The sequence below is a fragment of the Variovorax sp. RO1 genome (genome assembly GCF_002849325.1).
Classification (GTDB): domain Bacteria; phylum Pseudomonadota; class Gammaproteobacteria; order Burkholderiales; family Burkholderiaceae_C; genus Variovorax.
Genome location: NZ_PKMT01000004.1, coordinates 336,474 through 360,993, shown reverse-complemented (window position 1 = coordinate 360,993; position 24,520 = coordinate 336,474). Strand labels below are relative to the sequence as shown.

Here is a 24,520-nt window from a genome sequence, read left to right as displayed (position 1 = left end):
TATGGATTCCCATTTTGGCTTGATGAACGTCTGGAATCAGGGCGACTTCGTCACCAAGGCTGTCGCGGTTCTGTTGATCGGCATGTCCCTCGCGTCGTGGATCGTGATCATCGTGAAGGCGCTCGACGTCATCCGCTACAAGCGCTTCGCCAAGCACTCGCAAGACTTCTGGCACAGCGAAGACTTCGCCACCGCCCTGAACAAACTGGGCACCGACGACGGCAACCCGTTCCGCGCCCTGGCGCTCGAGGGCCGCGAAGCCGCCGCCCACCACCGCAACACCAAGGCGCACCTGCATGACGCGCTCGACGTGAGCGACTGGATCACGCGTTCGCTGCGCAACGGCATCGACGCCTTCACGGCACGCCTGCAGACCGGCCTCGCCATCCTCGCTTCGGTGGGCTCGACGGCACCGTTCATCGGCCTGTTCGGCACGGTCTGGGGCATCTACCACGCGCTAATGAGCATCGGCTCTGCCGGCCAGGCGACCATCGACAAGGTGGCCGGCCCGATCGGCGAAGCACTGATCATGACGGCGCTGGGCTTGGCGGTCGCGATCCCCGCCGTGCTGGGCTACAACGCGCTGGTGCGCGGCAACAAGTTCGTGCTGACCAAGCTCAACAGCTTCGCCCACGACCTGCACGCCTACTTCGTGACCGGCGCCCGCGTGCAAAGCGGCAGCGGTGAAGCCGTCGTGGTTCCGCTCAAGAAGGGCTGAGCAGCATCATGGCTTTCGGAACCCAAGACGAACCCGATGAGGTGATGAACGAGATCAACATGACGCCGCTGGTCGACGTCATGCTGGTGCTCCTGATCATCTTCATCATCACCGTGCCAGTCATGAAGCACGCCGTGAACATCGACCTGCCCCGCGCCAGCAGCGAGCCCGAGCAGCCCAAGCCGCAGAACATCCTGTTCAGCGTCACGGCCGATGGCTCTTACTACTGGAACGAAGAGAAGATCGACGACAGCCAACTGCCGAACCGCCTGGCCGCCGAAGCCGCCAAGGAACCGCAGCCCGAGCTGCACATCCGCGGCGACAAGGCCGTGCGCTACGAGCGCGTGGCCAAGGCCATGGCCGAGGCGCGTGAAGCCGGCGTGCGCAAGATCGGCTTCATCACCGAGCCCGACACGAAGTGATCTGAACGAATGAGCAAATGATCGAAAAAAAGTTGATCGCGACGATTGACTTTATATTGAGAATCATTATCATTCACTCATCGCTTCCATAAAGGAACTCCAGATGCCAGCCACCCCGAATGCCTTTTCTGTTCTGAACCACCCTTCGCTCGACCAATCGGGTGGCGGTCATGCATCGATCCAGGTGGCGCGTCCGGCGCCAATGGTCGAAAGCACGGAGCTTCTGAAAGGAAGCAAGACCGTGGGCATCATGCACAACGGCTCGCTCTACCGGCTTCAAGCCACCAAACTCGGCAAGCTGATCCTGACCAAGTAAGTCGATCAGCCCGCCCCTCGCGCAAGTTTCATCGTGGGGCGACTCGAGGAGATTCATCTCCGAAGGGTCGTTTTTTGCTAGCCAACGGTTCGCCGACTAGCCAAGCTTTTTTTCACGCTGAAGCCCCAAAAACGAAAACGCCGACTATCTGGTCGGCGTTTTGCTTTGGGCGAAGCGAAAAGGCTTACAGGCCGAGCGCGGCGATGCCGGCCTTGGCGATTTGCGCGTCTTCGTTCGACTTCACGCCGCTCACGCCGACTGCGCCGATGACGTGGCCGTCCTTCACGATCGGCACGCCGCCTTCGAGCAGGCCTTCCACCAGGGGCGCCGTCAGGAACGCGGTGCGGCCGCCGTTGATGATGTCTTCATAGACCTTGCTGTCGCGACGGCCCATGGCGGCGGTGTGTGCCTTGGCGGGGGCGATGTGCGAGGACAGCGCGGCGGCACCGTCCAGGCGCTGCAGCCAGAGCAGGTTGCCGGCGTCGTCGGAGATGGCGATGGTCACGGCCCAGTTGTTCTTCAGGGCCTCGGCTTCCGCTGCAGCGGCGATGGCCTTGACGTCGGCGAGTTCGAGGAATGATTTGGTCTTCATGAATAAGCTCAGGTTGCGTCGAAACCCGACAGCATAACGGCGGGGCGCCGCAGCGTCCCGCCGGGGCTTAAGAACATCGGGCATACGGTCTTTGCCGGGGGCCCTCTTGCAGCCCCCTAGAATGCGCCCAACTGTGTGTTATTGCATGCAGCAACCTCAGGAGCTTCGGCCATGAACGACCGTGTAACCACCCTCGACACTTCCACCGGCTACGGCCAGACACTGCCGCAGGCCGAACGCCAGCGCGTGCTGCGCAACACCTACTGGCTGCTGGCGCTGAGCCTGCTGCCCACCGTGCTGGGCGCCTGGGTCGGCGTGAGCACCGGCATCACCCGTTCGCTCACCGGCGGACTCGGCCTGATGGTCTTCCTCGGCGGCGCCTTCGGCTTCATGTTCGCGATCGAGAAGACCAAAAACTCGGCCGCCGGCGTGCCGGTGCTGCTGGGCTTCACCTTCTTCATGGGCCTGATGCTCTCGCGCCTGCTCGCGATGGTGCTCGGCTTCAAGAACGGCCCCGAACTGATCATGACGGCCTTCGGCGGCACCGCCGGCGTGTTCTTCGTGATGGCGTCGCTGGCCACGGTCATCAAGCGTGACCTGTCGGGCATGGGCAAGTTCCTGTTCGTCGGCGCGCTGGTGCTGATGCTCGGCGCGGTCATCAACGTCTTCGTGGGCTCGAGCACCGGCATGCTGGTGATCTCGGTGGCGGCCATCGGCATCTTCTCGGCCTACATGCTCTATGACCTGAAGCAGATCATGGACGGCGGCGAAACCAACTACATCAGCGCCACGCTGGCCCTGTACCTGGACATGTTCAACGTGTTCCAGAGCCTGCTGGCCCTGCTGGGCATCTTCGGCGGCGAGCGCGACTGATCGGTTACCTCCAACCCCAAGAAAAAAGGCCCTTTCGGGCCTTTTTTCATTCCAGCTCGAAGACCGCAATCGACTCGACGTGCGCCGTGTGCGGGAACATGTTCACCACGCCCGCGAAGGTGCAGCGGTAGCCCGCCTGGTGCACCAGCAGGCCGGCATCGCGCGCCAGCGTCGACGGGTTGCAGCTCACGTACACGATGCGCTTCGGCGGCGTCCAGCCATTGGCGCGAAGTTCGGGTTGCAGATGCAGGTCGGCCATCGCCTTGGCCAGCGCGAAGGCGCCTTCGCGCGGTGGGTCGACCAGCCACTTGTCGGCGCTGCCGTCGGCCACCAGCATCTCGGGCGTCATCTCGAACAGGTTGCGCGTCACGAACTGGGTGGCTGAAAGCGCGCGCCGCTCGGGCGTTGCAGGCTGATTTCTCTTGAAGTTCTCGGTCGCGCGCGCCACCAGCGTGTCGCTGCCTTCGATGCCCAGCACCTCGCGCGCCTGGCTGGCCAGCGGCAGCGTGAAGTTGCCCAGGCCGCAGAACCAGTCGATCACGCGCTCTTCGGGCTGCACGTCGAGCAGGCGCAGCGCCTTGCCGACCAGCGCGCGGTTGATGTGCGGGTTGACCTGGGTGAAATCGGTGGGCTTGAACGGCATCGTCACACCGAACGCGGGCAGGCGGTAGGCCAGCGGCATGCCGCCCTCCTCCAGCAGCTTCACGGTGTCCGGGCCCTTGGCCTGCAGCCACCATTGAACGCCCTCGTTCTCGGCCGCAAACGCCTTGAGCCGCCCGATGTCGGCATCCGACAGCGGCTCGAGGTGCCGCAGCACCAAGGCGATGGTGCCCAGCGCGGTCGAACCCGGCGCGTCGCCGCAGGCCAGTTCGATCTGCGGGCAGGTCTCGCGCGCATCCATCGAGCCGATCAGCGCGCGCAACGGCATCAGCATGGCGCTGACCTGCTTGGGCAGCACGGGGCAGACCTGCATGTCGGCCAGGTAGCGGCTCTTGCGCTCGTGGAAGCCGATCAGCACCGTGCCCTTCTTGACCACATGGCGCACCGACAGGCGCGCCCGGTAGCGGTAATGCCAGGCCGGGCCTTCGAGCGGACGCAGCACGTTCTCGGGCTTGACCTTGCCGAGGTGCCAGAGGTTGTCTTCGAGCGCCCGCTGCTTCACCGCGACCTGGGCAGCGGCGTCGAGGTGCTGCATCTTGCAGCCACCGCACGCGCCCGTGTGCAGGCCGAAGTGCGGACAGCCGGGGCGCACGCGCTGCGAGGATTCGCGGCGGATCTGCGTGACCGTGCCCTGTTCCCAGTTGTTCTTGCGGCGATGGACGTTGAACTGCACTTCCTCGAAGGGCAGTGCGCCTTCGATGAACACGACCATGCCGTCGGACTTGTGTGAAACGCCTTGCGCGTCCAGGTCGAGCGACTCAACCTGGAGCCATTCATCGGCGGGGCTCGCGGGGACTTTCTTTTCTTCGATGGATTCCGTCATCCCCCGATTGTCTCAGCGTCGCCAGGGTGGTCCGGCCGCGACGGGTTACCTTCTTTCTGTCAGGCGGCTAGAACAACGCGTCGCGGCCGACGCCGGAGCGTGCCAACTGCTTGCGCATCTTGGCCAGCGCCTCGTTCTGGATCTGCCGCACGCGCTCGCGCGTCAGGCCCAGCCGCACGCTCAGCACCTCGAGCGTTTCGGGCTCCCGGTCGTGCAGGCCGTAGCGGCCTTCAAGCACCTCGCGCTCCCGCGCGTTGAGCGCCTGCACCCACTGATCGAGCAAGCGCTCCACCTCGTGCGTGTGCGTCACGCCGGCCGGGTTGCCTTGCTCGTCGTCGGAAGCCACGGTGTCGGCCAGCGTGAAACCTTCTTCGCCGTGGGCGTCGCCTGCATCGAGCGAACGCGGCGCCTCGGCCAGCGCCAGCAGGTCGGTCACCGCCTGCACGTCGCGACCGAGCAGCGCGGCCATGTCCTCGACGCGCACACCGTCGGGTCGGCTCGCCATGAAGTCGGCATCGCCTTCGAGCGCGCGCCGCGCCCTCAAGACTTGCTGCAGCTCCCGCACGACATGCACCGGCAGGCGGATCGCCCGCGCCTGCGTGATGGCGGCGCGTTCGACCGATTGGCGGATCCACCAGGTCGCGTAGGTGGAGAAGCGAAACCCGCGCTCGGGCTCGAACTTGGTGATGGCGTGCATCAGCCCGAGGTTGCCTTCCTCGATGAGGTCGGACAGCGGCATGCCGCGTCCCAGGTAGTTCTTGGCGATGTTGACCACGAGCCGCAGGTTGTGCTCGATCATCGATTGCCGCGCCGCGAAGTCGCCGGCGCGCGCGGCGCAGGCGGTGGTGTATTCCTCGGCGGGGGTGAAGAGCTCGGTGCGCCGGACCTGGCGCAGGTAGATGGTCAGGGCATCGGCGCCCTCGCCACCCATGACTTCGGCGGTCGCACCGTGAAGCGGGGTCGATACCGCAGAGGGAATCGACGGATCCGCGGTGGGGTCGTCGGGAAGAGAGTCTGCGCTCAGCGGCTCGTCGCCGCTGTCCTGGTGGCCATTGCGACCGCCGTTGTTTTGGGGTGAAGGGCTGCCCTGCCCCGCCAGCCCGCGCACGGGCAGTGTGCGGCGAGGGCGGGAGGCAGCCATGGCATCACCGGTTGGGCAGGTAACGCGACGGGTCGACGGGCTTGCCCTGGCGGCGGATCTCGAAATGCAGCTTCACGCGATCGGCGTCGCTGTTGCCCATTTCGGCGATCTTCTGGCCCTTCTGAACCGACTGGTCTTCCTTCACGAGCAGCGTCTGGTTGTGCGCATACGCCGTGAGGTAGGTGTTGTTGTGCTTCAGGATGATCAGGTTGCCGTAGCCGCGCAGGCCTGCGCCGGCGTAGACGACACGGCCGTCGGCCGCGGCCAGCACGGGATCGCCGGCCTTGCCGCTGATGTCGTAGCCCTTGTTCTTGGCTTCGTCGAACCCGGCGATGAGCGAACCGCTGGCAGGCCAGATCCAACCCAGGTCGTCGTCGCCCGAACTGCTCGGGCCCGAGGGCGAGGCCGTGACGGGGGGCTTGGTGGAGCCGCTCGCGCCGCTGGCCGGCACGGCCGGCGTGACAGAGGCCTGCGGGGTCACCGGCTTGGTCGTCGCCTCAGTGGCCGACGGCGCCGTGGTGGACGGTGCCGTGGCAACCGCCGTGCTCGCGCCGCTCGGCGGAATCACGCGCAGCACCTGGCCGACTTCGATCAGATCGGGGTTGTCGAGATTGTTCCAGCGCACGATGTCCTGCCAGCGCTGGCCCGTTTCGCTGCCGATGCGACGGATGGAGTCGCCAGGGCGCACGGCGTAGTAGCCGGGCTTGCCGTAGTTCTCGATACCGGCGAGCGGTTTGCCGGACGCATCGGTCGTGATGGGGGGACCACCGGGCGTCGTCGCCCCGGGTGCGCGCGTAATCGTGCCCCGGTCTTCGACCGGTGCGGGACCACGCGGTGCGGAGCAGCCCGCGATCACGAGCACAACTGCCAACGTGATGCCTGCGAACAAACTCCGATTGCCAAAACCCTGCATTTGTTATTCCTTCAAGCGATGCCCGATTTTAGGGGGACAAAGTGAACCGCCTCAAGAATGCGCCGCTCGAGTCCCCGGGGGGTCTTGTCGATCACGACAAGGGCTTGTCCACCGGTGGCGGAATGAGTCGGCGCGACGATGCGTCCACCCACGGCGAGCTGTGCGATCCAGGCCTCGGGCACGGACTCGCCACCGGCCGCCGCGATGATGCCCGCGTACGGCGCGCCCTTGGCGTAGCCGATCATGCCGTCGCCCAGCATCAGGTGAACGGTGGCCAGCCGGAAGTGCCGCAGATTGGTGCGCGCGCGCTCGTGCAGCCCGCGCAGGCGCTCGATGCTGTAGACCTCGGTGGCCACCTCGTTCAGCACCGCGGCCTGGTAACCGCAGCCGGTGCCGATCTCGAGCACGCGCCCGAGCCGGTCTTGCGGCTTGCCGGCCAGCGCCGGCGCGCCCAGCAGCAGCTCGATCATGCGGGCCACCACGTTGGGCTTGGAAATGGTCTGACCCAGCCCGATCGGCAGGCTGGTGTCTTCGTAGGCCTGGTTGACCAGCGCGCTGTCGACAAAACGGTGCCGCTCGACCGCGCCCATGGCACGCAGCACGCGCGCATCGCTGATGCCCTGGGCCGCGAGCCTCTGCACCATGCGCGCCCGTATGGCGTCGGAGGCCATCGAGGGCGTGGACGGCACCATCGGCTTGACCGGCACGGCGGGCATGCGCCCGCGCGTGGCTGCCGAGGCGGTGGGGGTCAGTCGAACCGGGAAACTGGGCCGTGGAGGGGTCGCCATGTCGTCAATTGCCGAGACGTGCAACCGTCTCGCGCCATTGGCCAAGGTTGGCGTGGTCCGTCAGGTCGATCTGCAACGGCGTCAGCGCGATGTGGCCGGCCGCGGTCGCGTGGAAGTCGGTGCCCTCCCCGCTGTCCTTGGCACTGCCTGCACCGGCGATCCAGTACATGGTTTCTCCGCGCGGGCTGTCCTGCGTGATCACCTTCTCGGCGGCGTGGCGGCGGCCGAGGCGGCAGACCTTGATCGGCTTCAGTTCGTCGAACGGGCGGTTCGGCACGTTCACGTTCAGCAGGAAGGCGGGGCCACCGATCATCTTTTCGCGCTCGATCTGCTGCACCAGCCGGCGCGCCACCTGGGCCGCCGCATCGACATGCGCCCAGCCCTTTTCGATCTGCGAGAACGCAATGGCCGGGATGCCGAACAGGTAGGCCTCCATCGCCGCGCCCACGGTGCCCGAATAAATGGTGTCGTCGCCCATGTTGGCGCCGTTGTTGATGCCCGAGACCACGAGGTCGGGCCGGTAGTCGAGCAGGCCCTTGAGCGCGATGTGCACGCAATCGGCCGGTGTGCCCGTCACGTAGCGGAAACCGTTGTGCGCCTTGTGCACGTACAGCGGCGCGGCCAGCGTCAGTGCATTCGACTTGGCGCTGTTGTTGTGCTCGGGTGCCACCACCTCGACGTCGGCGATGTCCTTGAGCGCGTCGTGCAGCGCGACGATGCCCGGCGCCTGAAAGCCATCGTCATTGGAAATAAGTATCTTCATGGTGCTTCTGGGTGCAGCGGATTGTAGGTGCGGGGTGCGTCGCAGCAGGGACAACGCCGCACCACAGCGCCGCCTATCATCGCCCCGAATTCATTGCCCACACGACTCATTCGAAGGAGACCCCGAGCATGCACGCATGGCTTTGCGAAAACCCCACCGGCGTCGACGCGCTGACCTGGAAAGAACTGCCCACCCCCACGCCGGGCCCGGGCCAGGTGCTGATCGAAATCAAGGCGGCCAGCCTGAATTTCCCCGACCTGCTGATCGTGCAGAACAAGTACCAGATGAAGCCGCCGCTGCCCTTCGTTCCCGGATCGGAATATGCGGGCGTGATTCAGGCGGTGGGCGAAGGCGTGACGCACCTCAAGGTCGGCCAGAACGTGGCGTGCCTCTCGGGCACCGGCGGCTTCGGCACCCACACGCTGGCACCCGCCGCGCTGTGCATGCCGCTGCCCGAAGGCTTCGGCCACGTGGATGCCGCCGCTTTCATCATGATCTACGCCACCTCGTGGCACGCGCTGATGGACCGCGCGCAGCTCAAGGCCGGTGAAACCGTGCTGGTGCTCGGCGCGGCCGGCGGCGTGGGCACGGCGGCCATCCAGATCGCCAAGGCGGCAGGCGCCAAAGTGATTGCAGCAGCATCGACCGACGAGAAGTGCGAACTCTGCCGCTCGATTGGCGCCGACGCGACGATCAATTACACGACGCACGCACTGCCCAATGGCTTCCGTGATGCCATCAAGGCTGCGACCGACGGTAAAGGCCCGGACGTGATTTACGACCCCGTGGGCGGCGATTTCGCAGAACCGGCATTCCGCTCGATTGGCTGGCGCGGTCGCTATTTGGTGGTCGGTTTTGCGTCGGGCCCGATCCCGTCGCTGCCATTGAATCTGACGCTGCTCAAAGGCGCGTCGCTCGTGGGCGTGTTCTGGGGCGATTTCGCCAAGCGCGAACCCAAGGCCAATGCACAGATGATGGCCGAATTGGCCCAGTGGTACGGCCAGGGAAAAATCAAGCCCGTGATCGACAGCACGATGCCGATGGCCGAATTGAAGGCCGCCTATGCGCACATGGGATCGCGCGGCGTCAAGGGAAAACTGGTGATGGTGAACTGATCGGACGAGCGCGCATCCGCATGTGCGCTTCCCAATAAAAAAGCCCGCCGAAGCGGGCTTTTTTATTGGGCGAATGTCCAACTGATTCTGCAGGCAATCACTTGATCTCGTAATCGGAGAGCGACTTGCCGGCTGCCAGGGCTTCCGTGACCCAGCGCGGCTTGCGGCCACGGCCACCGGACCAGGTTTCGCCCGTCGGGCCGCGGTATTTGGCAGCAGCCTTGGCGGCTGCAGGACCTGCACTGCGCTTGGTTGCGGCGGCACGGCCACCACCGAGCTTCAGATCGGAAGCGGTCAAACCGTATTCCGCAATCTTCCTGCGCACTTCTTCGATCACGCCGGCCCGTTCCTGGTTACGCAGGTCTTCGGCCTGCTTGCGCAATTGGGCAATCTGCTCGTCGTGCTTCTGGATCTGGGAATTGATATCGGCGAGTGACGAAGCCATTGTTGGACTCCTGTTGTGAATTGAAAACGGCTGAATTCTAATTCAAACCGCTTTTGCCACAAGCGCCTTTTCAGCAGAAAAATGCAGACGCATTGGTTGAATGCAACAAGGCGCAACACGCACGCACCATTTTGGGCACTTTCAAAATCGGGGGGAGCAGGGGAAAGAATGCGGCTTGCAACCCGGCGCTTGAAGCGACGGCGAAGCCAGAAATGACAACGCCGGGCAAGCCCGGCGTTGGAATCCCTTGGGTGCTATTGAGAAATAGCGCAGGGACGGAATTTTTTGGGGTGGCTGATGGGACTCGAACCCACGACGACCAGAATCACAATCTGGGACTCTACCAACTGAGCTACAGCCACCGTAGAGCCTCTGATTGTAGCGTTAAAAATCGCGGCTTTCACTCTTGCGATCATCAAAGACGCCGAAATGCCACATCGGACTGCGGCGGGCTCCTTCAAAAGCGGTCCGCGATGGCTTGCCGCAACACAGGCGCCCTGCCTCATCGGCACAACTTCGCGGTCGCACGTCCGATGTGCCTGCCCCGATGCCGGCGCGCGAATGGCTCCGCTATCATGAATAGAGCGGCCCGCCCGGGCCCGGCTTTCGCCACTTCACTTCATCAAAGGAACTTCTTCATGAGCATCGTCTGGACTATCCTGATCGGGTTCGTCGTGGGTCTCGTGGCGCGGGCCGTCAAGCCGGGCAACGACTCCGCCGGCTTCATCGTGACCACGCTGATCGGCATCGCAGGTTCGGTGGGCGTCACCTACCTCGGCCAGGCGATGGGCTGGTACACCGCCGGCCAGGGCGCCGGCTTCATCGCGTCCGTGCTGGGCGCGATCGTGCTGCTGGTTCTCTACGGTCTCATCAAGCGCAAGAGCTGATGCCCGTGACGCCGTGCCGCGCCACGCGGCCGGCGGTTCCGGCTGACTGAACCCCCACACTTCTTCAGCCAGCCTCGCGAGGCCTCCCCGCCGATGCCCCGCAAACCACGCGCCCGTCACCACGTCTATGTGGTCGAACTCGACGATCGCGTCTGGAACAACGGCCGCTTCCGGCGCGCCAACCCCGACTACCAGCTCGGCAAGCCCTTCGTCTATGTCGGCATGACCGGCCTGGACCCCGACATCCGCTTCGACAAGCACAAGGCCGGCATTCAGGCCAACCGCTTCGTGCAGGAGTTCGGCCTGCGGCTGCTGCCTGCGCTCTACGAACGCCACAACCCGATGCCGTATGACGATGCGCGCCTGATGGAGGTCGACCTGGGCATCGCCCTGCGCCGCGCCGGCTACGGCGTTTGGCAGGCCTGACGCTGTTCAGGAATAAGTGACCCAATCCTCGTACGCCGGGCCGTCGAGGTGCGGCAAGGTGTTGTAGGTCACGAGCATGTGCCGCTTCGGCGTGAAGGCAAACTCGGTCACCGAGCTGTTGCGGATGCGCAGGTTGAGTTCGATGGTCGTCTCGGCGCTGGTGCCCAGCACATGGCCGACCGCGGTGCTGATCGGCCCGCCGCTCGATACCACCAGCACCTTCGCGCCATGGTGCCGCTCGCGCACATGGTCCAGCGCCGTGGTCACGCCGGCCAGGAAGTCGACGTAGCTCGGCATGCCGACCGGCGCCGTGCGGCCCTGCATCCACGCGCCCAGCCCGTCGCGCAGCAGGCGAAAGTGATGGCGGTACATCTCGGGTGAATCGGGCTTCTCGAGCTTGCCCTGGTGCACCGTCGCGATGACGGCCTCGCTGTCGTACTCGTTGAGTCCCGGCCACGGCAGCACATCGTCGCGTGACAGCCCGAGCCCCTGCGCGATGCCCTCCCAGGTCTGCTTGTGGCGCTTCAGCGTGCCGGTGATGACGGCATCGAAACGCATGCCGCGCTCGCGCCAGTACTCGCCGAGGCGCACGGCCTGCCGGTGTCCGAGCTCGCTCAGGTTGTCATAGTCGGCAGCACCGAAACTGGCCTGCCCGTGGCGCACGAGGTAAAGGGTTCCCATGCGCCGGATTCTGGCAAGAAGCGCGAACCGCGCTTGTCCCTCGTGCGACCAAAAAAAAGCCCGGGTCGTCGGACCCGGGCTTGTTGCGAGCAGCAGTTGCGCGTCTGTATCAGCGAGCCGCTGCAGCGGTCGGCAGCGTGTCGGCCGGCTTCGGCACGAGGATCTCGACCTTGAAGCGTTGCTTCAGCAGCTCGTAGTACGCAGCGGCTTCGGCGGCGGTCACCGACTGGGCGATCTGCATGCTTTCCTGCTGTGCCTGTTCGGCGGTCGGAGGCGTGCGCGGCACGACCTTGGTCACGCGGACCACGGCGTAGCCTTGCGCGCCCAGGTCCACGCCGAGCAGCGCGGGCAGCTTGGCACCGTCGGCACGCAGCGCGGCGTCGATCACCGGTGCGGGCTGCGACTGCGCGTCGATGCGCGACACCGTGACCGGCGCGCCGAACGTAGCGCCGTCGGCCTTCACCTTCCAGGCAGCGAGCTTGGCTTCGCCCTCGGTCTTGGCCAGAGCAGCGGCGCGTTCGGTGATGAGCTGCGCTCGGATCTTGTCCTTCACCTCGGCCAGCGGAATCGGATGCGCGGCCGTGTACTGCGTTACGCGGCCCGATGCGAGCTGGCTCGGACCGACTTCGATGGCTTCGGTGTTCTGCTTGCGCTCGAGCGAGTCGGAGGCATACAACGCCTGCAGGAAGTTGCGGCTGGCCAGCGGACCGGTGGCGCCCGGTGCGGGCGTGCGCGGCACGTTGGTCGCGGTCTGGATCGTGAGCTTCAGCTTCTCGGCGGCCGGCTTGAGGCTCTCGGGTTGCTGATACACGCTGTCCGTGAAAATTTCCGCAGCCTTCGCGAATTCTTGCGTGGCCTGTTGGGCGCGCACGTCGTTCTCGATGGTCGCGCGCACCTTCTCGAAAGGCGGCACCACGGCCGGCTTGATGTCGGTCAGGTGAATGATGTGATAGCCGAACTCGGTTTCGACGAGGTCGCTGATGTCGCCCTTCTTGAGCGCGAACATCGCGTCTTCGAAAGGCTTGACCATCGCGCCGCGCGTGACGAAGTCGAGGTCGCCGCCCTTCTCGGCCGAGCCGGGGTCTTGCGAGTTCTTGCGTGCCACGTCGGCGAAGGTGGCGGGCGCCTTCTTCACGTCGGCCAACAGCTGCTCGGCCTTGGCCTTCGCCTTGGCGCGGTCGCCGCTGGACATGCTGGTCGGCGCGGTGATCAGGATGTGGCTCGCACGGCGCTCTTCCTTAGTGCCGAAGCGCGCGGTGTTCTGCTCGTAGTAGGTCTTGAGGTCGGCTTCGTTCGCGACGATGTTCTTCTTCGCGGCTTCGAGGTCGAGCACGAGGTACTCGATGCTGGCCTGCTCCGGCGCCTGGAACTGCGCCGTGTGGTCCTTGTAGTAGGTCTCGATGTCGGCATCGCTGACCGTGACCTTCGACGCGAAGCTCTCGGGGGCGAAGCGCGCCACCTGGATCTCGCGGCGGTCGTAGAAAGCATTCACGGTGGCCGCGGTCAGCGCCGGCGGCGCGAAGCTCGTGCCGGTCACGCCCAGCAGCACCTGCTGCGATGCGAGATCGGCGCGCACCGAGGCTTCGTACTGCTCGGGCGTGCGGCCGGTGGCGCGAAGGAAGGCTTCGCGGTCGAACTTGCCGTCGGCCGTGCGGAAGGCGGCCAGGCCGGCGTCCTGCGCGAACATGCGCGAGAGGCGGTCTTCAGACACCGACACGTTGGCCTTGGTCGCCGCGGTGGCCAGCACGCGATCGCGCACCATGCGCTCCAGCGTGGCGTAGCGCAGCGCGTCGGAGTCGAGCAGCGTCGGATCGACGTTGGGCGACTGCTGGCGGATGCGGTCGGTCTCGACGCGGTGCTGCTGGTCCCACTCGGGCTTGGTGATGTCGTGGCCCTCGATGCGAGCCACTTTCTCGTCGCCGCCGAGTCCCTGGTAACGCTCGACGCCGAAGAAAACGAACGAGGGAATGATCAGCAAGAACAAGAAAATCATCACGATCTTGTTGTACTTGCGGAAGGTATCAAACATGCTTGAACACTCTTTTGGACGGGCGCCGGAAGGCAATAAAAAAGGCGAACCGGTGTTCGCCTTTGCATCGGGTGGTGGTGGGTGCTGAGGGGCTCGAACCCCCGACCTACGCCTTGTAAGGGCGCCGCTCTACCAACTGAGCTAAGCACCCCACCTGAAATACTCTCCGAGTCTACAGCCTCAGTTCAGCGCGTCTTTGAGCGCCTTGCCGGGACGGAACTTCGGGATCTTGGCTGCCTTGATTTTAATCGCCTCGCCGGTGCGGGGATTCCGGCCGGTGCGGGCTGCGCGTTTACCTACTGCGAAAGTGCCGAAACCGACGAGCGACACGGAGCCGCCCTTCTTGAGCGTGGTACGAATGGCGCCAATGGTGGATTCGAGCGCACGGGTCGCTGCGGCTTTGGAAATATCGGCGTTCTTTGCGATGTGCTCAATCAGTTCGGTCTTGTTCACAAGGGCCCCTTGTCGAAGAAATAAAGTTGGTCGGCTTTCGTCAGCTGCGACCTGGCCGCGACGGGTGCGACTCAAGAACATGGCAGGCCTGACGCCTCGGCAGCGCACTGCCAGCGAGGATTACAACCACTGGTCTGCGGGGTGTCAATAAGACACGCCGCTGCGCAGCCCAGCGGAGCGCGCGATTTTAGGGGCGTTTCGCGACGTACTTTTCAAAGGGCCTCGGCAATTGCCTTTCCGAGGTCGGCGGTGCTCGCCCGACCGCCGATGTCGGGGGTGCGCGGTGCGCCGCTTTGGGGCGCAAGCACCTTCTCGATGGTCGCCAGGATCGCGTCGTGCGCATCCTTGTGGCCGAGAAACTCCAGCATCATCGCGCCGCACCAGATCTGGCCGATCGGGTTGGCGATGCCCTGGCCGGCGATGTCGGGTGCCGAGCCGTGCACCGGCTCGAACAGCGAGGGCGTGGTGCGCTCGGGGTTGAGGTTGGCACTCGGCGCGATGCCGATGGTGCCGGTGCAGGCGGGGCCGAGGTCGGAGAGGATGTCGCCGAACAGGTTGCTCGCCACCACCACATCGAAGAAGTCGGGCCGCTGCACGAAGTGCGCCGTGAGGATGTCGATGTGGAACTTGTCGAGCGTGATGCCCGGATAGCCCTTGGCCATTTCCACCACGCGCTCGTCCCAGTACGGCATGGTGATCGAGATGCCGTTCGACTTGGTGGCGCTCGTCAGGTGCTTCTTCGGCCGCGACTGCGCGAGCTCGAACGCGAACTTCAGCACGCGGTCGACGCCGATGCGCGACATCACGGTTTCCTGCACCACGATCTCGCGCGGCGTGCCCTGGTACATGCGCCCGCCGATGCTCGAGTACTCGCCCTCGGTGTTCTCGCGCACGATGTACATGTCGATCTCGCCGGGCGCGCGCGGCGAGCCGTCGCGGCGCACCACGGGCGCGATGATGCCCGGCATCAGGCGCGCGGGACGCAGGTTGATGTACTGGTCGAACTCGCGGCGGAACATCAGCAGCGAGCCCCACAGCGACACGTGGTCGGGAATCTTCTCGGGCCAGCCGACCGCGCCGAAGAAGATGGCGTCGTGACCGCCGATCTGGTCTTTCCAGTTGTCGGGCAGCATCTGGCCGTGCTTCTCGCAATAGTCCCAGCTCGAGAAGTCGAAGTGGTCGAACTTCAGGTCGATGCCGAATTTGCGCGCCGCCGCATCGAGCACGCGCAGCCCCTCGGGCATGACTTCCTTGCCGATGCCGTCGCCGGCGATGACTGCGATTCTGTGGGTGCTCATGGGTTGGCTCCTGGGTGTTCAGGGGAAACGAAAAAATTCAGCGCCTCGGCCAGCAAGGCGTCGGGGGCTTCTTCGGGGATGTAGTGGCCGCAGGGCAGCGCGCGGCCCGACACGTCGTCGGCCCGTTCGCGCCACAGCGAGAGCACGTCGAATGCGCGCCCCACCGCCCCGTGTTCGCCCCACAGCACGCGCAGCGGCTGCGCGAGGCGCCGGCCGGCAGCGATGTCGGCGCGGTCGTGCACGAGGTCGATGGTGGCGGAGGCGCGGTAGTCCTCGCAGATGGCTTCGGCGGTGCCCGGGATGGCGATGCAGCGCTCGTATTCGGCCAGCACCTCGGGCGCGAACGGCGCGAGCCCCGCATGTCGCCCGCCCATCACGCTGCGTATATAGCGCACCGGATCGGAAGCGATGAGCGCCTCGGGCAGCGGCGGCGGCTGGATCAAGAAGAACCAGTGCCAGTAGGCCTTGGCAAACGCTTCGGAAGTGCCTTCGTACATCGCCAGCGTCGGCGCGATGTCGAGCAGCAGCATGCGCTCGACCGCACCCGGATGGTCGGCCGCGAGCCGGTGCGCCACGCGCGCGCCGCGGTCGTGCGCGAGCACGGCAAAGCGTTCGAAGCCATGGTGATGCATCGCGGCCAGCGCGTCGCGCGCCATCTCCCGCTTGCTGTAGACCGCGTGCTCGGCGTCGGCCGCGGGGCGGCCCGAATCGCCATAACCGCGCAGGTCCACGGCAACCACCGTGAAGCGCTCGGCCAGTGCGGGCGCCACGCGGTGCCAGATCGCATGCGTCTGCGGATGACCGTGCAACAGCAGCAAGGGGGCGCCCTGCCCGCCGATGCGACCGTGGACGCGCACGCCATCTCGGGCGATGTCGAAGCGGGAGAAGTCGAGGAAAGAGGCCGTCACGCCACGATTGTGCGTTGCACCCCGGCAGCCATCAAGCAACAATCAGCCAATTCATACTTTCCGTTTTGGCATGAATCCTCACGCGATGGAACGCGGCGATCTCGAACTGGTGCTGGCCATCCGCGACCAGGGCAGCCTGGCCGGCGCGGCCGCCACGCTCGACGTGGTGCCTTCGGTCATCACCAAGCGGCTCGGCGCGCTGGAGGTCCGGCTCGGGCAACGGCTGTTCGACCGCACGACGCGGCGGCTCAGTGTCACGGCCGAAGGCGAGGCCGTGTGCCTGCACGCGCGCACGCTGCTCGAAGGCTTCGCGGCGCTCGAAAGCGAACTCGGCGAACGGCAGAACGCGCTGATCGGCACGGTCCGCCTCGCCGCCACCTTCGGCTTCGGCCGGCGCTGGCTCGGCCCGGCCCTCGCCGACTTCCAGGCGCAGCACCCGGGCCTGCAGGTCGAGCTGCTGCTGACCGAGCAACTGCCCGACCTCGGCGCCGAAGGCTACGACGGTGCGGTCTGGCTGTGGGCGGTGCAGCAGCACCGCGCCGCCGACTGGACCACGCGCCGCATCGCACGCAACCAGCGCGTGCTGGCCGCCTCGCCCGATTACCTGGCACGCCGCGGCACGCCCGCCACGGTGGAAGCGCTGGCCACGCACGACTGCCTGATCGCGCGCGAGAACGGCGACGCCGCCCAGCCGCGCCAGTTCGCGCTCTGGACGCTGCGCCACGCGCGCGACGGCAGCACGGCCCGCGTGCGGGTGCACGGTCCGCTCACGAGCAATTCAGGAGAGATGGTGCGCGACTGGTGCCTCGCGGGCCACGGCGTGATGCTGCGCAGCCTCTGGGACATCGCGCCGCAGCTGGCAAACGGCGACCTGGTGCGCGTGTTGCCGCAGTACAGCATGCCCGATGCCGACATCCACTGGGTCGCGCCCTGGCGGCCGAAGACGCCGCGGCGCGTGCGCTTGCTGGTCGATCACCTGGTCGAGCAGTTCCGCTCGGAGCCCTGGAAGCCGGTCAAGCCGGGCGGGCGCTGAAGAAAGAGAAAGCGCGGTCAGCGCTCGGCACGCACCACGAGGCTCACGCCGATGGCTGTCAGGCCGATGCCCAGCACCGTGGTCCAGGTGATCGGTTCGGCGAACAGCAGCCAGGCCATCAGCGCCGTGCACGGCGGCACGAGGTACAGCAGGCTGGTGACGGCGGTGGCCGTGCCGCGCTGGATCAACATATAGAGCAGCGAACTGCCGCCCAACGACAGCGCCAGCACCGACCACGCCATCGCGCCGATCGAATGCGTGTTCCATTCGATGGCCTGCGCCTCGAGCGCGGCAAAAGGCAGGGTCACGAGCAGCGCGGCCGCCATCTGCACCGCGCTGGCGCTGCGCACATCGCAGGGCGCAACGAAGCGCTTCTGGTACAGCGTGCCCGCCGTGATCGACAGCAGCGCCATCACGGCCAGCCCCATCGTCAGCGCGTTGACCTCGGTGCCCTGCCCCAGCTTGCGCGACACCACGAGCACCAGCCCCGCGAAGCCCAGGGCAAGCCCGGCCCATTGCCGCCCCGAAATGCGCCCGCCGTTGAAAGACAGCCAGACCGCCGTGAGCACCGGCTGGATGCCGACCAGCAGCGCGACGAGCCCCGCGCCCATGCCTGCATGCACGGCAGCCCAGACACCACCGAGGTAGCCGGCCTGCATCAGCACGCCCGTGACCGCGAGGTGCCCCCATTGCGTGCGCTTCGACGGCCACGCCACGCGTGCGAGCGTGACCCAGAGGCCGAAGCAGGCGAGCGACAGCGCATAGCGCACGGCGAGAAACTTGAGGGGCGGCGCGTAGGGCATGCCATAGCGCGCAACGATGAAACCCGTGCTCCAGATCAGCACGAAGACCGCCGGCATCGCCCGCAGCCAGCCTGCGTTGCGGGCCGAGACGGCCGCGGTCATTTGGAGTGAGCCCGGATCTCGGGAATGGCCTTTTGCAGGTAATAGACCATCGACCAGACGGTGAGCACCGCCGAGATCCAGATCAGCCACTGGCCCCAGAGGCCCGTGTCGATCACCTTGAAGAGATGCCCGTCATAGAGCAGGAAGGGAATCGCGACCATCTGCACGGTCGTCTTGACCTTGCCGATCATGTGGACCGCCACGCTCTTGCCGGCGCCGATGCGCGCCATCCATTCGCGCAGCGCCGAGATAGCGATCTCGCGGCCGATGATGATGAGCGCCACGAACACGTCGGCGCGCTGCAGATGCACCAGCACCAGCAGCGCGGCGCACACCAGGAACTTGTCGGCCACCGGATCGAGGAAGGCGCCGAAGGCCGAGGTCTGGTTGAGCTTGCGCGCCAGGTAGCCGTCGAGCCAGTCGGTGGCGGCGAAAACGATGAACATGACCGTGGCGATCAGGTTGCGCATCGGCTCGCTGATCGGCAGGTAGAAAACGCCGACGATCAACGGAATCGCGACGATGCGCGTCCAGGTCATGATGGTCGGTAGGGTCCAGAACATGCGGGCGATTGTGTCATGCAGGCGTGAAGCGCTGGAAGGTCGGGGGCAATCCCGTCTTCAACGCAGCGCGCGATAGATTTCCTCGGCCAGCTCGGTGGCAATGCCCTCGACCGAGGCGATGTCTTCCACGCTCGCCGCCGCCACGCCGCGGATGCCGCCGAAACGCTGCAGCAGGCGCGCCCGGCGCTTCGGGCCGATGCCCGGAATGTCTTCGAGCTGGCTGCCGCCCACCCGCACCTTGGCGCGCTTGGCCCGCATGCCGGTGATGGCGAAACGGTGCGCCTCGTCGCGGATCTGGGCCACCAGCATCAGGGCCGCCGAATCCTTGCCGAGGTAGACCTTCTCGCGGCCGTCGGCGAACACGAGTTCTTCGAGCCCGACCTTGCGGCCTTCGCCCTTCTCGACGCCGACGATCAGCGACAGCGGCAGGCCCAGTTCGCTGAACACCTCGCGCGCCATCGACACCTGGCCCTTGCCGCCGTCGACCAGCACCAGGTCGGGCATGCGCGCGGCCGGGGTCTTGGGCGGGGGCGCCTCGACGCCTTCGGCCCCTTCGCTCTCGGCGTCGCCCGGGGCCAGCGCCTCGGTCTCGGCCGCCATCACCTCGGCCAGCTTGCCGTAGCGGCGATGCAGCACCTGGCGCATGGCGGCGTAGTCGTCGCCGGGCGTGATGCCCTCGATGTTGTAGCGGCGGTACTCGCGGTTCTGCATCGCGTGGTGCGCGAACACCACGCACGAGGCCTGCGTGGCCTCGCCCGCCGTGTGCGAGATGTCGAAGCACTCGACGCGGAAGTTGTCCAGGTCGTCCGACGCCAGCTCGAGCGCGTCGGCCAGCGCGCGGGTGCGCGCCTGCTGCGAGCCCTCTTCGGCCAGCAACCGCGCCAGCTGCAGGCCGGCGTTGGTCTCGGCCATCTCGAGCCAGTGGCGGCGCTGTTCGTGCGGCTGGAACACCGCCGTGATGCGCGCGCCGGCCTGCTGCGAAATCGCCTCGATGAGCGCACGGCTCACCTGCCGGCCCAGCACCAGCGTGGCGGGCACCGGCACGTCGATGTAGTGCTGCGCGATGAAGGCCTCGAGCACCTGCACCTCGATCGGGTCGGCGGCCACCGGGTCGGCGCCCTCTTCGGCGTCGAGCTCGCCGTGGTGAATCTGCGCCGCATCGTCCACGTGCACCGGAAAGTACGCGCGGTCGCCCAGGTGGCGCCCGCCGCGCACCATCGCGAGGTTGACGCAGGCCTTGCCGCCCTGCACCTTGACCGCGAGGATGTCGACGTCCTTGTCGGACACCACCTCGATCGACTGCTGGTGCAGCACGCGCGAGATCGCCGACATCTGGTTGCGCAGCTCGGCCGCCTGCTCGAACTCGAGCTTCTCGGCATGCGTCGTCATGCGTTGCTCGAGCTTCGAGAGCACGAGTTGCGTGTCGCCCATCAGGAAGGCTTCGGCGCTGGCCACGTCCTGCGCGTAGTCCTCGGGCGAGATGAGCGCCACGCAGGGGCCGCTGCAGCGCTTGATCTGGTACAGCAGGCAGGGCCGCGTGCGGTTGGCGTACACCGTGTCCTCGCAGGTGCGCAGGCGGAACACCTTCTGCAGCAGCTGGATCGATTCCTTCACCGCCCACGCGCTCGGGTACGGCCCGAAGTAGCGGTGCTTCTTGTCGACCGCGCCACGGTAGTAGGCCAGCCGCGGAAACGCGTGCGAGGCGATCTTCAGGTAGGGGTAGCTCTTGTCGTCGCGAAACAGGATGTTGTAGCGCGGCTTGAGCGTCTTGATCAGGTTGTTCTCGAGCAGCAGCGCCTCGGCTTCGGAGCGCACCACCGTGGTCTCCATGCGCACGATCTTCGAGATCATGTGGCCGATGCGGGTGCCCCCGTGGCTCTTCTGGAAGTAGTTGGCCACCCGCTTCTTGAGGTTGCGCGCCTTGCCCACATACAGCACGGCACCGGCCGCGTCGAAATAGCGGTAGACGCCCGGCAGCTGCGGCAGGGCCGCGACTTCACTGAGCAATTGATCGGAATGCACGTCGGACATGACGGCTATTGTGGCGCGCGGCGTGAGGCCCCGCAGCGAACCCGGCCACACCCGTACGCACGCGACACGAGCGGGAACGAAATGTGCTCATGATGGGCGCGGGCGCGAGGAGCGCCCGTTGTCATTCCTGTCTTTCAAAAACAGCAAAGGGAAACTCTGATGAAGAAAAACTCCGTGCGCGCGTGGTGGGCCCTGACGCCCCTTGCGCTCTCCCTGGTCGTGGCCGGCTGCGGCGGCAACAGCAACAACAACGCACAGAACAACGCCGCACTGGTCGCGGCCATCGCCGCGATCAACGCGGCCAACCAGCCCGGCCCCACGGCCCCGCCAGCCGCCGACAACGGCTGCCAGATTCCGAGCAGCGGCAGCTCCGTGGTCGTCGGCTCGGGCGACCCAGGCGACCCGGCCGCACCGGAACCGGCGTCGGGTTATGTGCCCGGCCACAAGCTGGTGTACGCCAAGAACTACATGGTGGTCGCGAACCACCCGCTGGCCACGCGCGCCGGCTGCGACGTGCTGAAAGCCGGCGGCAGCGCGGTCGATGCGGCGGTGGCGGTGCAGGCGGTGCTCGGCCTGGTCGAACCGCAGTCGAGCGGGCTGGGCGGCGGCGCCTTCATGCTGCACTACGACTCGGCGACGAAGAAGGTGCAGGCGTATGACGGGCGCGAGACGGCGCCTGCGGCTGCCACCGAGAACTACCTGCGCTATGTGGACGATGCCACCGACACCAGCGCGCCCGTGCCCAGCGCCCGCTGGAGTGGCCGTTCCATCGGTACGCCCGGTGCCGTCCGCATGCTCGACATCGCTTATCAAGACCACGGCAAACTGCCCTGGAAAGACCTGTTCGGCTACGGCATCACGCTCGCGTCCGACGGCTTCCTGATCGGCGGACGCATGGCGACCGCCATCGCGGGCTCCGCGACACACCTGAAGCGCGACGCCGACGCCACGGCCTACTTCTTCAACGCCGACGGCACGCCGAAGGCGCTGGGCACCAAGCTCACGAACCCGGCCTACGCCAAGACGCTGAACGCCATCGCCACGCAAGGCGCCAACGTCTTCTACGCGGGCGACATCGCCAAGGGCATCGTCGACAAGATCGGCGTCACCACGGCAGCCAGCGACGGCTCGGCCATCACGCCCGGCAAGACCACGCTGGCCGACCTGGCCAGCTACAAGGCCAAGCGCCGCGACCCGGTCTGCGGCACCTACCGCGATTACTACGTGTGCGGCATGTCGCCGCCGTCCTCGGGTGGCATTGCGGTGATGCAGACGCTCGGCATCCTCGAGACCTTCAATCTCGGCCTGCACAAGCCGACCGCCATCGACCTCGAAGGCGGCAAGCCGAGCGTGATGGGTGTGCACCTGGTGAGTGAGGCCGAACGCCTGGCGTACGCCGACCGCGAAAAGTACGTGGCCGACACCGACTTCGTCCCGCTGCCGTACGGCTCGATCGATTCCCTGATCAATAAGCCCTACCTGCAGGGCCGTGCCAGCCTCATCAGTCTGGCGAAGAGCATGGGCACCGCCCAGCCCGGCGATCTTGGCGACGTTCCGCTCGGCATCGACAAGACCGAAGAGCACGGCACCACACATTTCACCATCGTCGACAAGCAGGGCAACGTGGTCGTGATGACCACCACGGTGGAAGGCGGAATGGGGTCGGCCCACATGACGCAGGGCTTCCTGCTGAACAACCAGCTGACAGATTTCTCGGACGAACCGTACGGCAAGCCCACGCAGACCTACAAGGTTGCCAACCGCGTCGCTCCGGGCAAGCGTCCGCGCAGCTCGATGGCGCCTACGCTGGTGTTCAAGAAGAACGCCGACGGCAGCGTGGGCGAATTTGTGATGGGCACCGGCTCGCCCGGCGGCAGCAACATCATCCAGTACGTGGTGAAGACGCTGGTCGGCGCGATCGACTGGGGCCTGGATGCGCAACAGGCCACGTCGCTGGTCGACTTCGGGGCTCCCAACTCCGTGACCACCAACGTCGGCGGCGAGCACCCGAATGTCGACGAGACCAACTCGGGCCTCAACGACCCGCTGGTCGCCGGGCTGATCGGGCTGGGTCACAAGGTGTCGGTGACCCCGCAGTCCAGCGGCGTGAGCACCATCCTACGCACGAACGTCGGCGGCAAGCCCGTGCTGACCGGCGGCGCAGATCCGCGCCGCGAAGGCATCGTGCTGGGCGACACCTTCACGCCCTGAACGACAAAGGGGCTGGTGCAGCCTTCGCTGTGCCAGCCCCCTTGCCTGATCACCTATCTACTTACTTCGCGACTTCCGACACCAGCCGGTACAGAAACTCGCGCCCGTCGTACAGGCGCTGGATCTCGATGCGTTCATCGAGCCCGTGCGCGCGCGCATCGGCCGGCTCCAGGAACATGCCGGTCACGCCGTACATCGGGATGCCGGCGTTGCGCAGGAAGCGGCTGTCGGTGGCGCCGGTGCTCATGGCGGGCACCACGGGCACGCCGGGCCACATCTGCTGCGTGAGCGTCTCGACCGTCTTCACGAGGTCGCCGTTGAGCGGCGACGCCGGGCTGCGCAGCGGCTTGCCCATGTTGCGCACCACGATCTTGTCGTTGCCCACCGCCTGGGTCAGCAGGCGCTCGACTTCTTCAGGGTCGTCGTGCGGCAGGATGCGGCAATTGACCGTGGCCTTGGCCGATTGCGGCAGCGCGTTCTCGGCATGGCCGGCCTGCACCATCGTCGCCACGCAGGTGGTGCGCAGCTGCGCGTTGTAGGCCGGGTTGGCCGTCATGCGCTCGAGCACGCCGGCGTCGGGGGTGCCGCTGCCGATGGCGCGCATATCGTCGGCCAGCTGGCCGGTGGCAAAGGGTGCGCTGCGCGCGAAGTAGGTCTTGGTGACGTCCGCGAGCTTGATCGGGAAGGCGTAGTTGCCCAGGCGCTCCAGGCCGGCCGAGAGCGCGTAGATCGGGTTGGTCTTGGTCGGTACCGAGCTGTGGCCGCCCACGTCGCGCATCTCGAGCATGTAGGTGGTGTACATCTTCTCGGCCACCTGCATGCGGTGCAAGTTCGGCTTGCCGCCGCGCAGCTCGCCGCCGCCGCCTTCGTTGATGCCGAACTCGGCCTGCAGCAGCTCGGGCTTGTTGCTGATGAGCCAGAAGGCACCGTTGCTCAGCGCGTCGCCGCGCTCCTCGTCGGCCGTGAGCGCCAGGATGATGTCGCGCTTGGGCTTGAAGCCTTCCTGCTTGAGCTGCCCCAGCACGGAGACCAGCGCCGCGGCCATGGCCTTGTCGTCGATGGCGCCGCGCGCCGTGAAGTAGCCGCCGGTTTCCTGCAGTTTGAAGGGATCGGTCTTCCAGTCTTCGCGGCGGGCCTCGACCACGTCGATGTGCGCCAGCAGCAGCAGCGGCTTCTTGCTGCCGTCGCCCTTGAAGCGCAGCACCAGGTTCCCCTTCTTCGGGAACGGCTCGAAGATCTGGATGTCGCCCGCAGCGAAGCCGGCGTCGATCAGCCGTTTTTCCATGGCCCGCGCCGCGGCGGTGTTGTCACCCACCGAGTGGGTGGTGTTGATCTCGATCAGCTCCTTGTAGATCTCGCGGAAGCGCTGCTGCTGCGCGGTGAGCGGCGCGGTCTGCGCCTGGGCGCCGGCGATGCCGGCCAGGGCCAGCGAGAGCGCGAGCACGCCGCGTTTGGCGGTGCTCAAGGGCGAAGAAGAAAACGATGAACGGCGACGGGTCTGCATCCTCATGGTCTGGCTCTCTCCG

General features: G+C 66.3%; 25 protein-coding genes and 2 tRNA genes. 9 read left to right on the top strand and 18 right to left on the bottom strand.

Annotation, left to right across the window (positions count from 1 at the left end; genetic code table 11):
* Position 1: 1 nt before the first annotated feature.
* The 3 genes from CY658_RS22060 to hemP all read left to right on the top strand — a co-directional run bounded on the left by CY658_RS22060 (position 2) and on the right by hemP (position 1,456).
* Positions 2-718 carry a MotA/TolQ/ExbB proton channel family protein gene (locus tag CY658_RS22060; RefSeq protein WP_101492220.1) on the top strand — a complete coding sequence of 239 codons (717 nt, stop codon included), beginning with the start codon at positions 2-4 and terminating at the stop codon, positions 716-718.
* A gap of 8 nt (positions 719-726) precedes the next feature.
* Positions 727-1,140: an ExbD/TolR family protein gene (locus CY658_RS22055; RefSeq protein WP_056583083.1), complete on the top strand. Its 414-nt coding sequence runs from the start codon at positions 727-729 to the stop codon at positions 1,138-1,140.
* Between the two features lie 103 nt (positions 1,141-1,243).
* Positions 1,244-1,456 (top strand): hemin uptake protein HemP, encoded by a 213-nt coding sequence (gene hemP, locus CY658_RS22050; RefSeq protein ID WP_099796208.1) that lies wholly within the window; start codon positions 1,244-1,246, stop codon positions 1,454-1,456.
* 184 nt (positions 1,457-1,640) lie between these two features.
* Here hemP and CY658_RS22045 read toward each other — a convergent pair whose 3' ends face one another.
* The gene (locus CY658_RS22045) at positions 1,641-2,048 is read right to left on the bottom strand and encodes a GlcG/HbpS family heme-binding protein (protein WP_099796207.1); all 408 of its coding nucleotides are present in this window, start codon (positions 2,046-2,048) and stop codon (positions 1,641-1,643) included.
* A gap of 171 nt (positions 2,049-2,219) precedes the next feature.
* Here CY658_RS22045 and CY658_RS22040 point away from each other — a divergent pair, with 171 nt between their 5' ends.
* Positions 2,220-2,921, top strand: coding sequence for a Bax inhibitor-1/YccA family protein (locus CY658_RS22040; protein ID WP_101492219.1), 702 nt, complete (start codon positions 2,220-2,222; stop codon positions 2,919-2,921).
* Between the two features lie 46 nt (positions 2,922-2,967).
* Here CY658_RS22040 and rlmD read toward each other — a convergent pair whose 3' ends face one another.
* The 5 genes from rlmD to surE all read right to left on the bottom strand — a co-directional run bounded on the left by rlmD (position 2,968) and on the right by surE (position 8,009).
* Positions 2,968-4,404, bottom strand: coding sequence for a 23S rRNA (uracil(1939)-C(5))-methyltransferase RlmD (rlmD, locus tag CY658_RS22035; RefSeq protein WP_101492218.1), 1,437 nt, complete (start codon positions 4,402-4,404; stop codon positions 2,968-2,970).
* A 67-nt stretch (positions 4,405-4,471) separates the two neighbouring features.
* Positions 4,472-5,545, bottom strand: coding sequence for a sigma-70 family RNA polymerase sigma factor (locus CY658_RS22030; RefSeq protein WP_101492217.1), 1,074 nt, complete (start codon positions 5,543-5,545; stop codon positions 4,472-4,474).
* 4 nt (positions 5,546-5,549) lie between these two features.
* Positions 5,550-6,458 carry a peptidoglycan DD-metalloendopeptidase family protein gene (locus CY658_RS22025; RefSeq protein ID WP_101492216.1) on the bottom strand — a complete coding sequence of 303 codons (909 nt, stop codon included), beginning with the start codon at positions 6,456-6,458 and terminating at the stop codon, positions 5,550-5,552.
* Between the two features lie 11 nt (positions 6,459-6,469).
* Positions 6,470-7,246, bottom strand: coding sequence for a protein-L-isoaspartate(D-aspartate) O-methyltransferase (locus tag CY658_RS22020; protein ID WP_101492215.1), 777 nt, complete (start codon positions 7,244-7,246; stop codon positions 6,470-6,472).
* A 4-nt stretch (positions 7,247-7,250) separates the two neighbouring features.
* Positions 7,251-8,009 carry a 5'/3'-nucleotidase SurE gene (gene surE, locus CY658_RS22015; protein ID WP_101492214.1) on the bottom strand — a complete coding sequence of 253 codons (759 nt, stop codon included), beginning with the start codon at positions 8,007-8,009 and terminating at the stop codon, positions 7,251-7,253.
* A gap of 128 nt (positions 8,010-8,137) precedes the next feature.
* Here surE and CY658_RS22010 point away from each other — a divergent pair, with 128 nt between their 5' ends.
* The gene (locus CY658_RS22010) at positions 8,138-9,124 is read left to right on the top strand and encodes an NADPH:quinone oxidoreductase family protein (RefSeq protein ID WP_095744683.1); all 987 of its coding nucleotides are present in this window, start codon (positions 8,138-8,140) and stop codon (positions 9,122-9,124) included.
* Positions 9,125-9,221: 97 nt separating this feature from the next.
* Here CY658_RS22010 and CY658_RS22005 read toward each other — a convergent pair whose 3' ends face one another.
* Together CY658_RS22005 and CY658_RS22000 are read right to left on the bottom strand one after the other, a co-directional pair.
* Positions 9,222-9,569 carry an H-NS histone family protein gene (locus tag CY658_RS22005; protein WP_056583066.1) on the bottom strand — a complete coding sequence of 116 codons (348 nt, stop codon included), beginning with the start codon at positions 9,567-9,569 and terminating at the stop codon, positions 9,222-9,224.
* A 286-nt stretch (positions 9,570-9,855) separates the two neighbouring features.
* Positions 9,856-9,931, bottom strand: a tRNA-His gene (locus tag CY658_RS22000).
* 276 nt (positions 9,932-10,207) lie between these two features.
* Here CY658_RS22000 and CY658_RS32825 point away from each other — a divergent pair.
* Both CY658_RS32825 and CY658_RS21990 read left to right on the top strand, forming a co-directional pair.
* Entirely contained in the window at positions 10,208-10,456 is a 249-nt protein-coding gene (locus CY658_RS32825) for a GlsB/YeaQ/YmgE family stress response membrane protein (RefSeq protein ID WP_180839016.1), read from the top strand.
* Positions 10,457-10,549: 93 nt separating this feature from the next.
* On the top strand, positions 10,550-10,882 hold the full coding sequence (locus CY658_RS21990) for a hypothetical protein (protein WP_101492212.1): 333 nt from the start codon (positions 10,550-10,552) through the stop codon (positions 10,880-10,882).
* 6 nt (positions 10,883-10,888) lie between these two features.
* Here CY658_RS21990 and CY658_RS21985 read toward each other — a convergent pair whose 3' ends face one another.
* The 6 genes from CY658_RS21985 to CY658_RS21960 all read right to left on the bottom strand — a co-directional run bounded on the left by CY658_RS21985 (position 10,889) and on the right by CY658_RS21960 (position 16,251).
* Positions 10,889-11,563, bottom strand: a complete 675-nt coding sequence (locus CY658_RS21985) for a histidine phosphatase family protein (RefSeq protein WP_099796198.1) — start codon at positions 11,561-11,563, stop codon at positions 10,889-10,891.
* Positions 11,564-11,672: 109 nt separating this feature from the next.
* Entirely contained in the window at positions 11,673-13,592 is a 1,920-nt protein-coding gene (locus CY658_RS21980; RefSeq protein WP_101492211.1) for a SurA N-terminal domain-containing protein, read from the bottom strand.
* Positions 13,593-13,667: 75 nt separating this feature from the next.
* Positions 13,668-13,743: transfer RNA gene (locus CY658_RS21975), tRNA-Val, on the bottom strand.
* A gap of 29 nt (positions 13,744-13,772) precedes the next feature.
* A complete protein-coding gene (locus CY658_RS21970) occupies positions 13,773-14,045 on the bottom strand; it encodes an HU family DNA-binding protein (RefSeq protein ID WP_099796196.1) in 273 nt (90 codons plus the stop codon).
* 212 nt (positions 14,046-14,257) lie between these two features.
* Positions 14,258-15,343: a tartrate dehydrogenase gene (locus CY658_RS21965; protein WP_101492210.1), complete on the bottom strand. Its 1,086-nt coding sequence runs from the start codon at positions 15,341-15,343 to the stop codon at positions 14,258-14,260.
* The gene (locus tag CY658_RS21960) at positions 15,340-16,251 is read right to left on the bottom strand and encodes an alpha/beta fold hydrolase (protein WP_101492209.1); all 912 of its coding nucleotides are present in this window, start codon (positions 16,249-16,251) and stop codon (positions 15,340-15,342) included. Before CY658_RS21960 ends, CY658_RS21965 begins: the two co-directional genes overlap by 4 nt.
* A 70-nt stretch (positions 16,252-16,321) precedes the next feature.
* On the opposite strand from CY658_RS21960, the gene CY658_RS21955 reads away from it, so the two are divergent.
* A complete protein-coding gene (locus CY658_RS21955) occupies positions 16,322-17,284 on the top strand; it encodes a LysR family transcriptional regulator (protein ID WP_101492208.1) in 963 nt (320 codons plus the stop codon).
* Positions 17,285-17,301: 17 nt separating this feature from the next.
* Here the strand turns inward: CY658_RS21955 and CY658_RS21950 are convergent, their stop codons facing one another.
* From CY658_RS21950 to uvrC, 3 genes are read right to left on the bottom strand one after another with little or no spacing between them, the layout of a single operon-like run.
* Positions 17,302-18,189 (bottom strand): DMT family transporter, encoded by an 888-nt coding sequence (locus tag CY658_RS21950; protein WP_101492207.1) that lies wholly within the window; start codon positions 18,187-18,189, stop codon positions 17,302-17,304.
* Positions 18,186-18,752, bottom strand: coding sequence for a CDP-diacylglycerol--glycerol-3-phosphate 3-phosphatidyltransferase (gene pgsA, locus CY658_RS21945; protein ID WP_101492206.1), 567 nt, complete (start codon positions 18,750-18,752; stop codon positions 18,186-18,188). The genes CY658_RS21950 and pgsA overlap by 4 nt, the downstream gene beginning before the upstream one ends.
* Positions 18,753-18,809: 57 nt before the next feature.
* Positions 18,810-20,783 (bottom strand): excinuclease ABC subunit UvrC, encoded by a 1,974-nt coding sequence (gene uvrC / locus CY658_RS21940; RefSeq protein WP_101492205.1) that lies wholly within the window; start codon positions 20,781-20,783, stop codon positions 18,810-18,812.
* A gap of 159 nt (positions 20,784-20,942) precedes the next feature.
* On the opposite strand from uvrC, the gene ggt reads away from it, so the two are divergent.
* Positions 20,943-22,994 (top strand): gamma-glutamyltransferase, encoded by a 2,052-nt coding sequence (gene ggt / locus CY658_RS21935; protein ID WP_219589604.1) that lies wholly within the window; start codon positions 20,943-20,945, stop codon positions 22,992-22,994.
* A 61-nt stretch (positions 22,995-23,055) separates the two neighbouring features.
* Here ggt and CY658_RS21930 read toward each other — a convergent pair whose 3' ends face one another.
* On the bottom strand, positions 23,056-24,504 hold the full coding sequence (locus CY658_RS21930; RefSeq protein ID WP_101492204.1) for a M20/M25/M40 family metallo-hydrolase: 1,449 nt from the start codon (positions 24,502-24,504) through the stop codon (positions 23,056-23,058).
* Positions 24,505-24,520 lie beyond the last annotated feature (16 nt).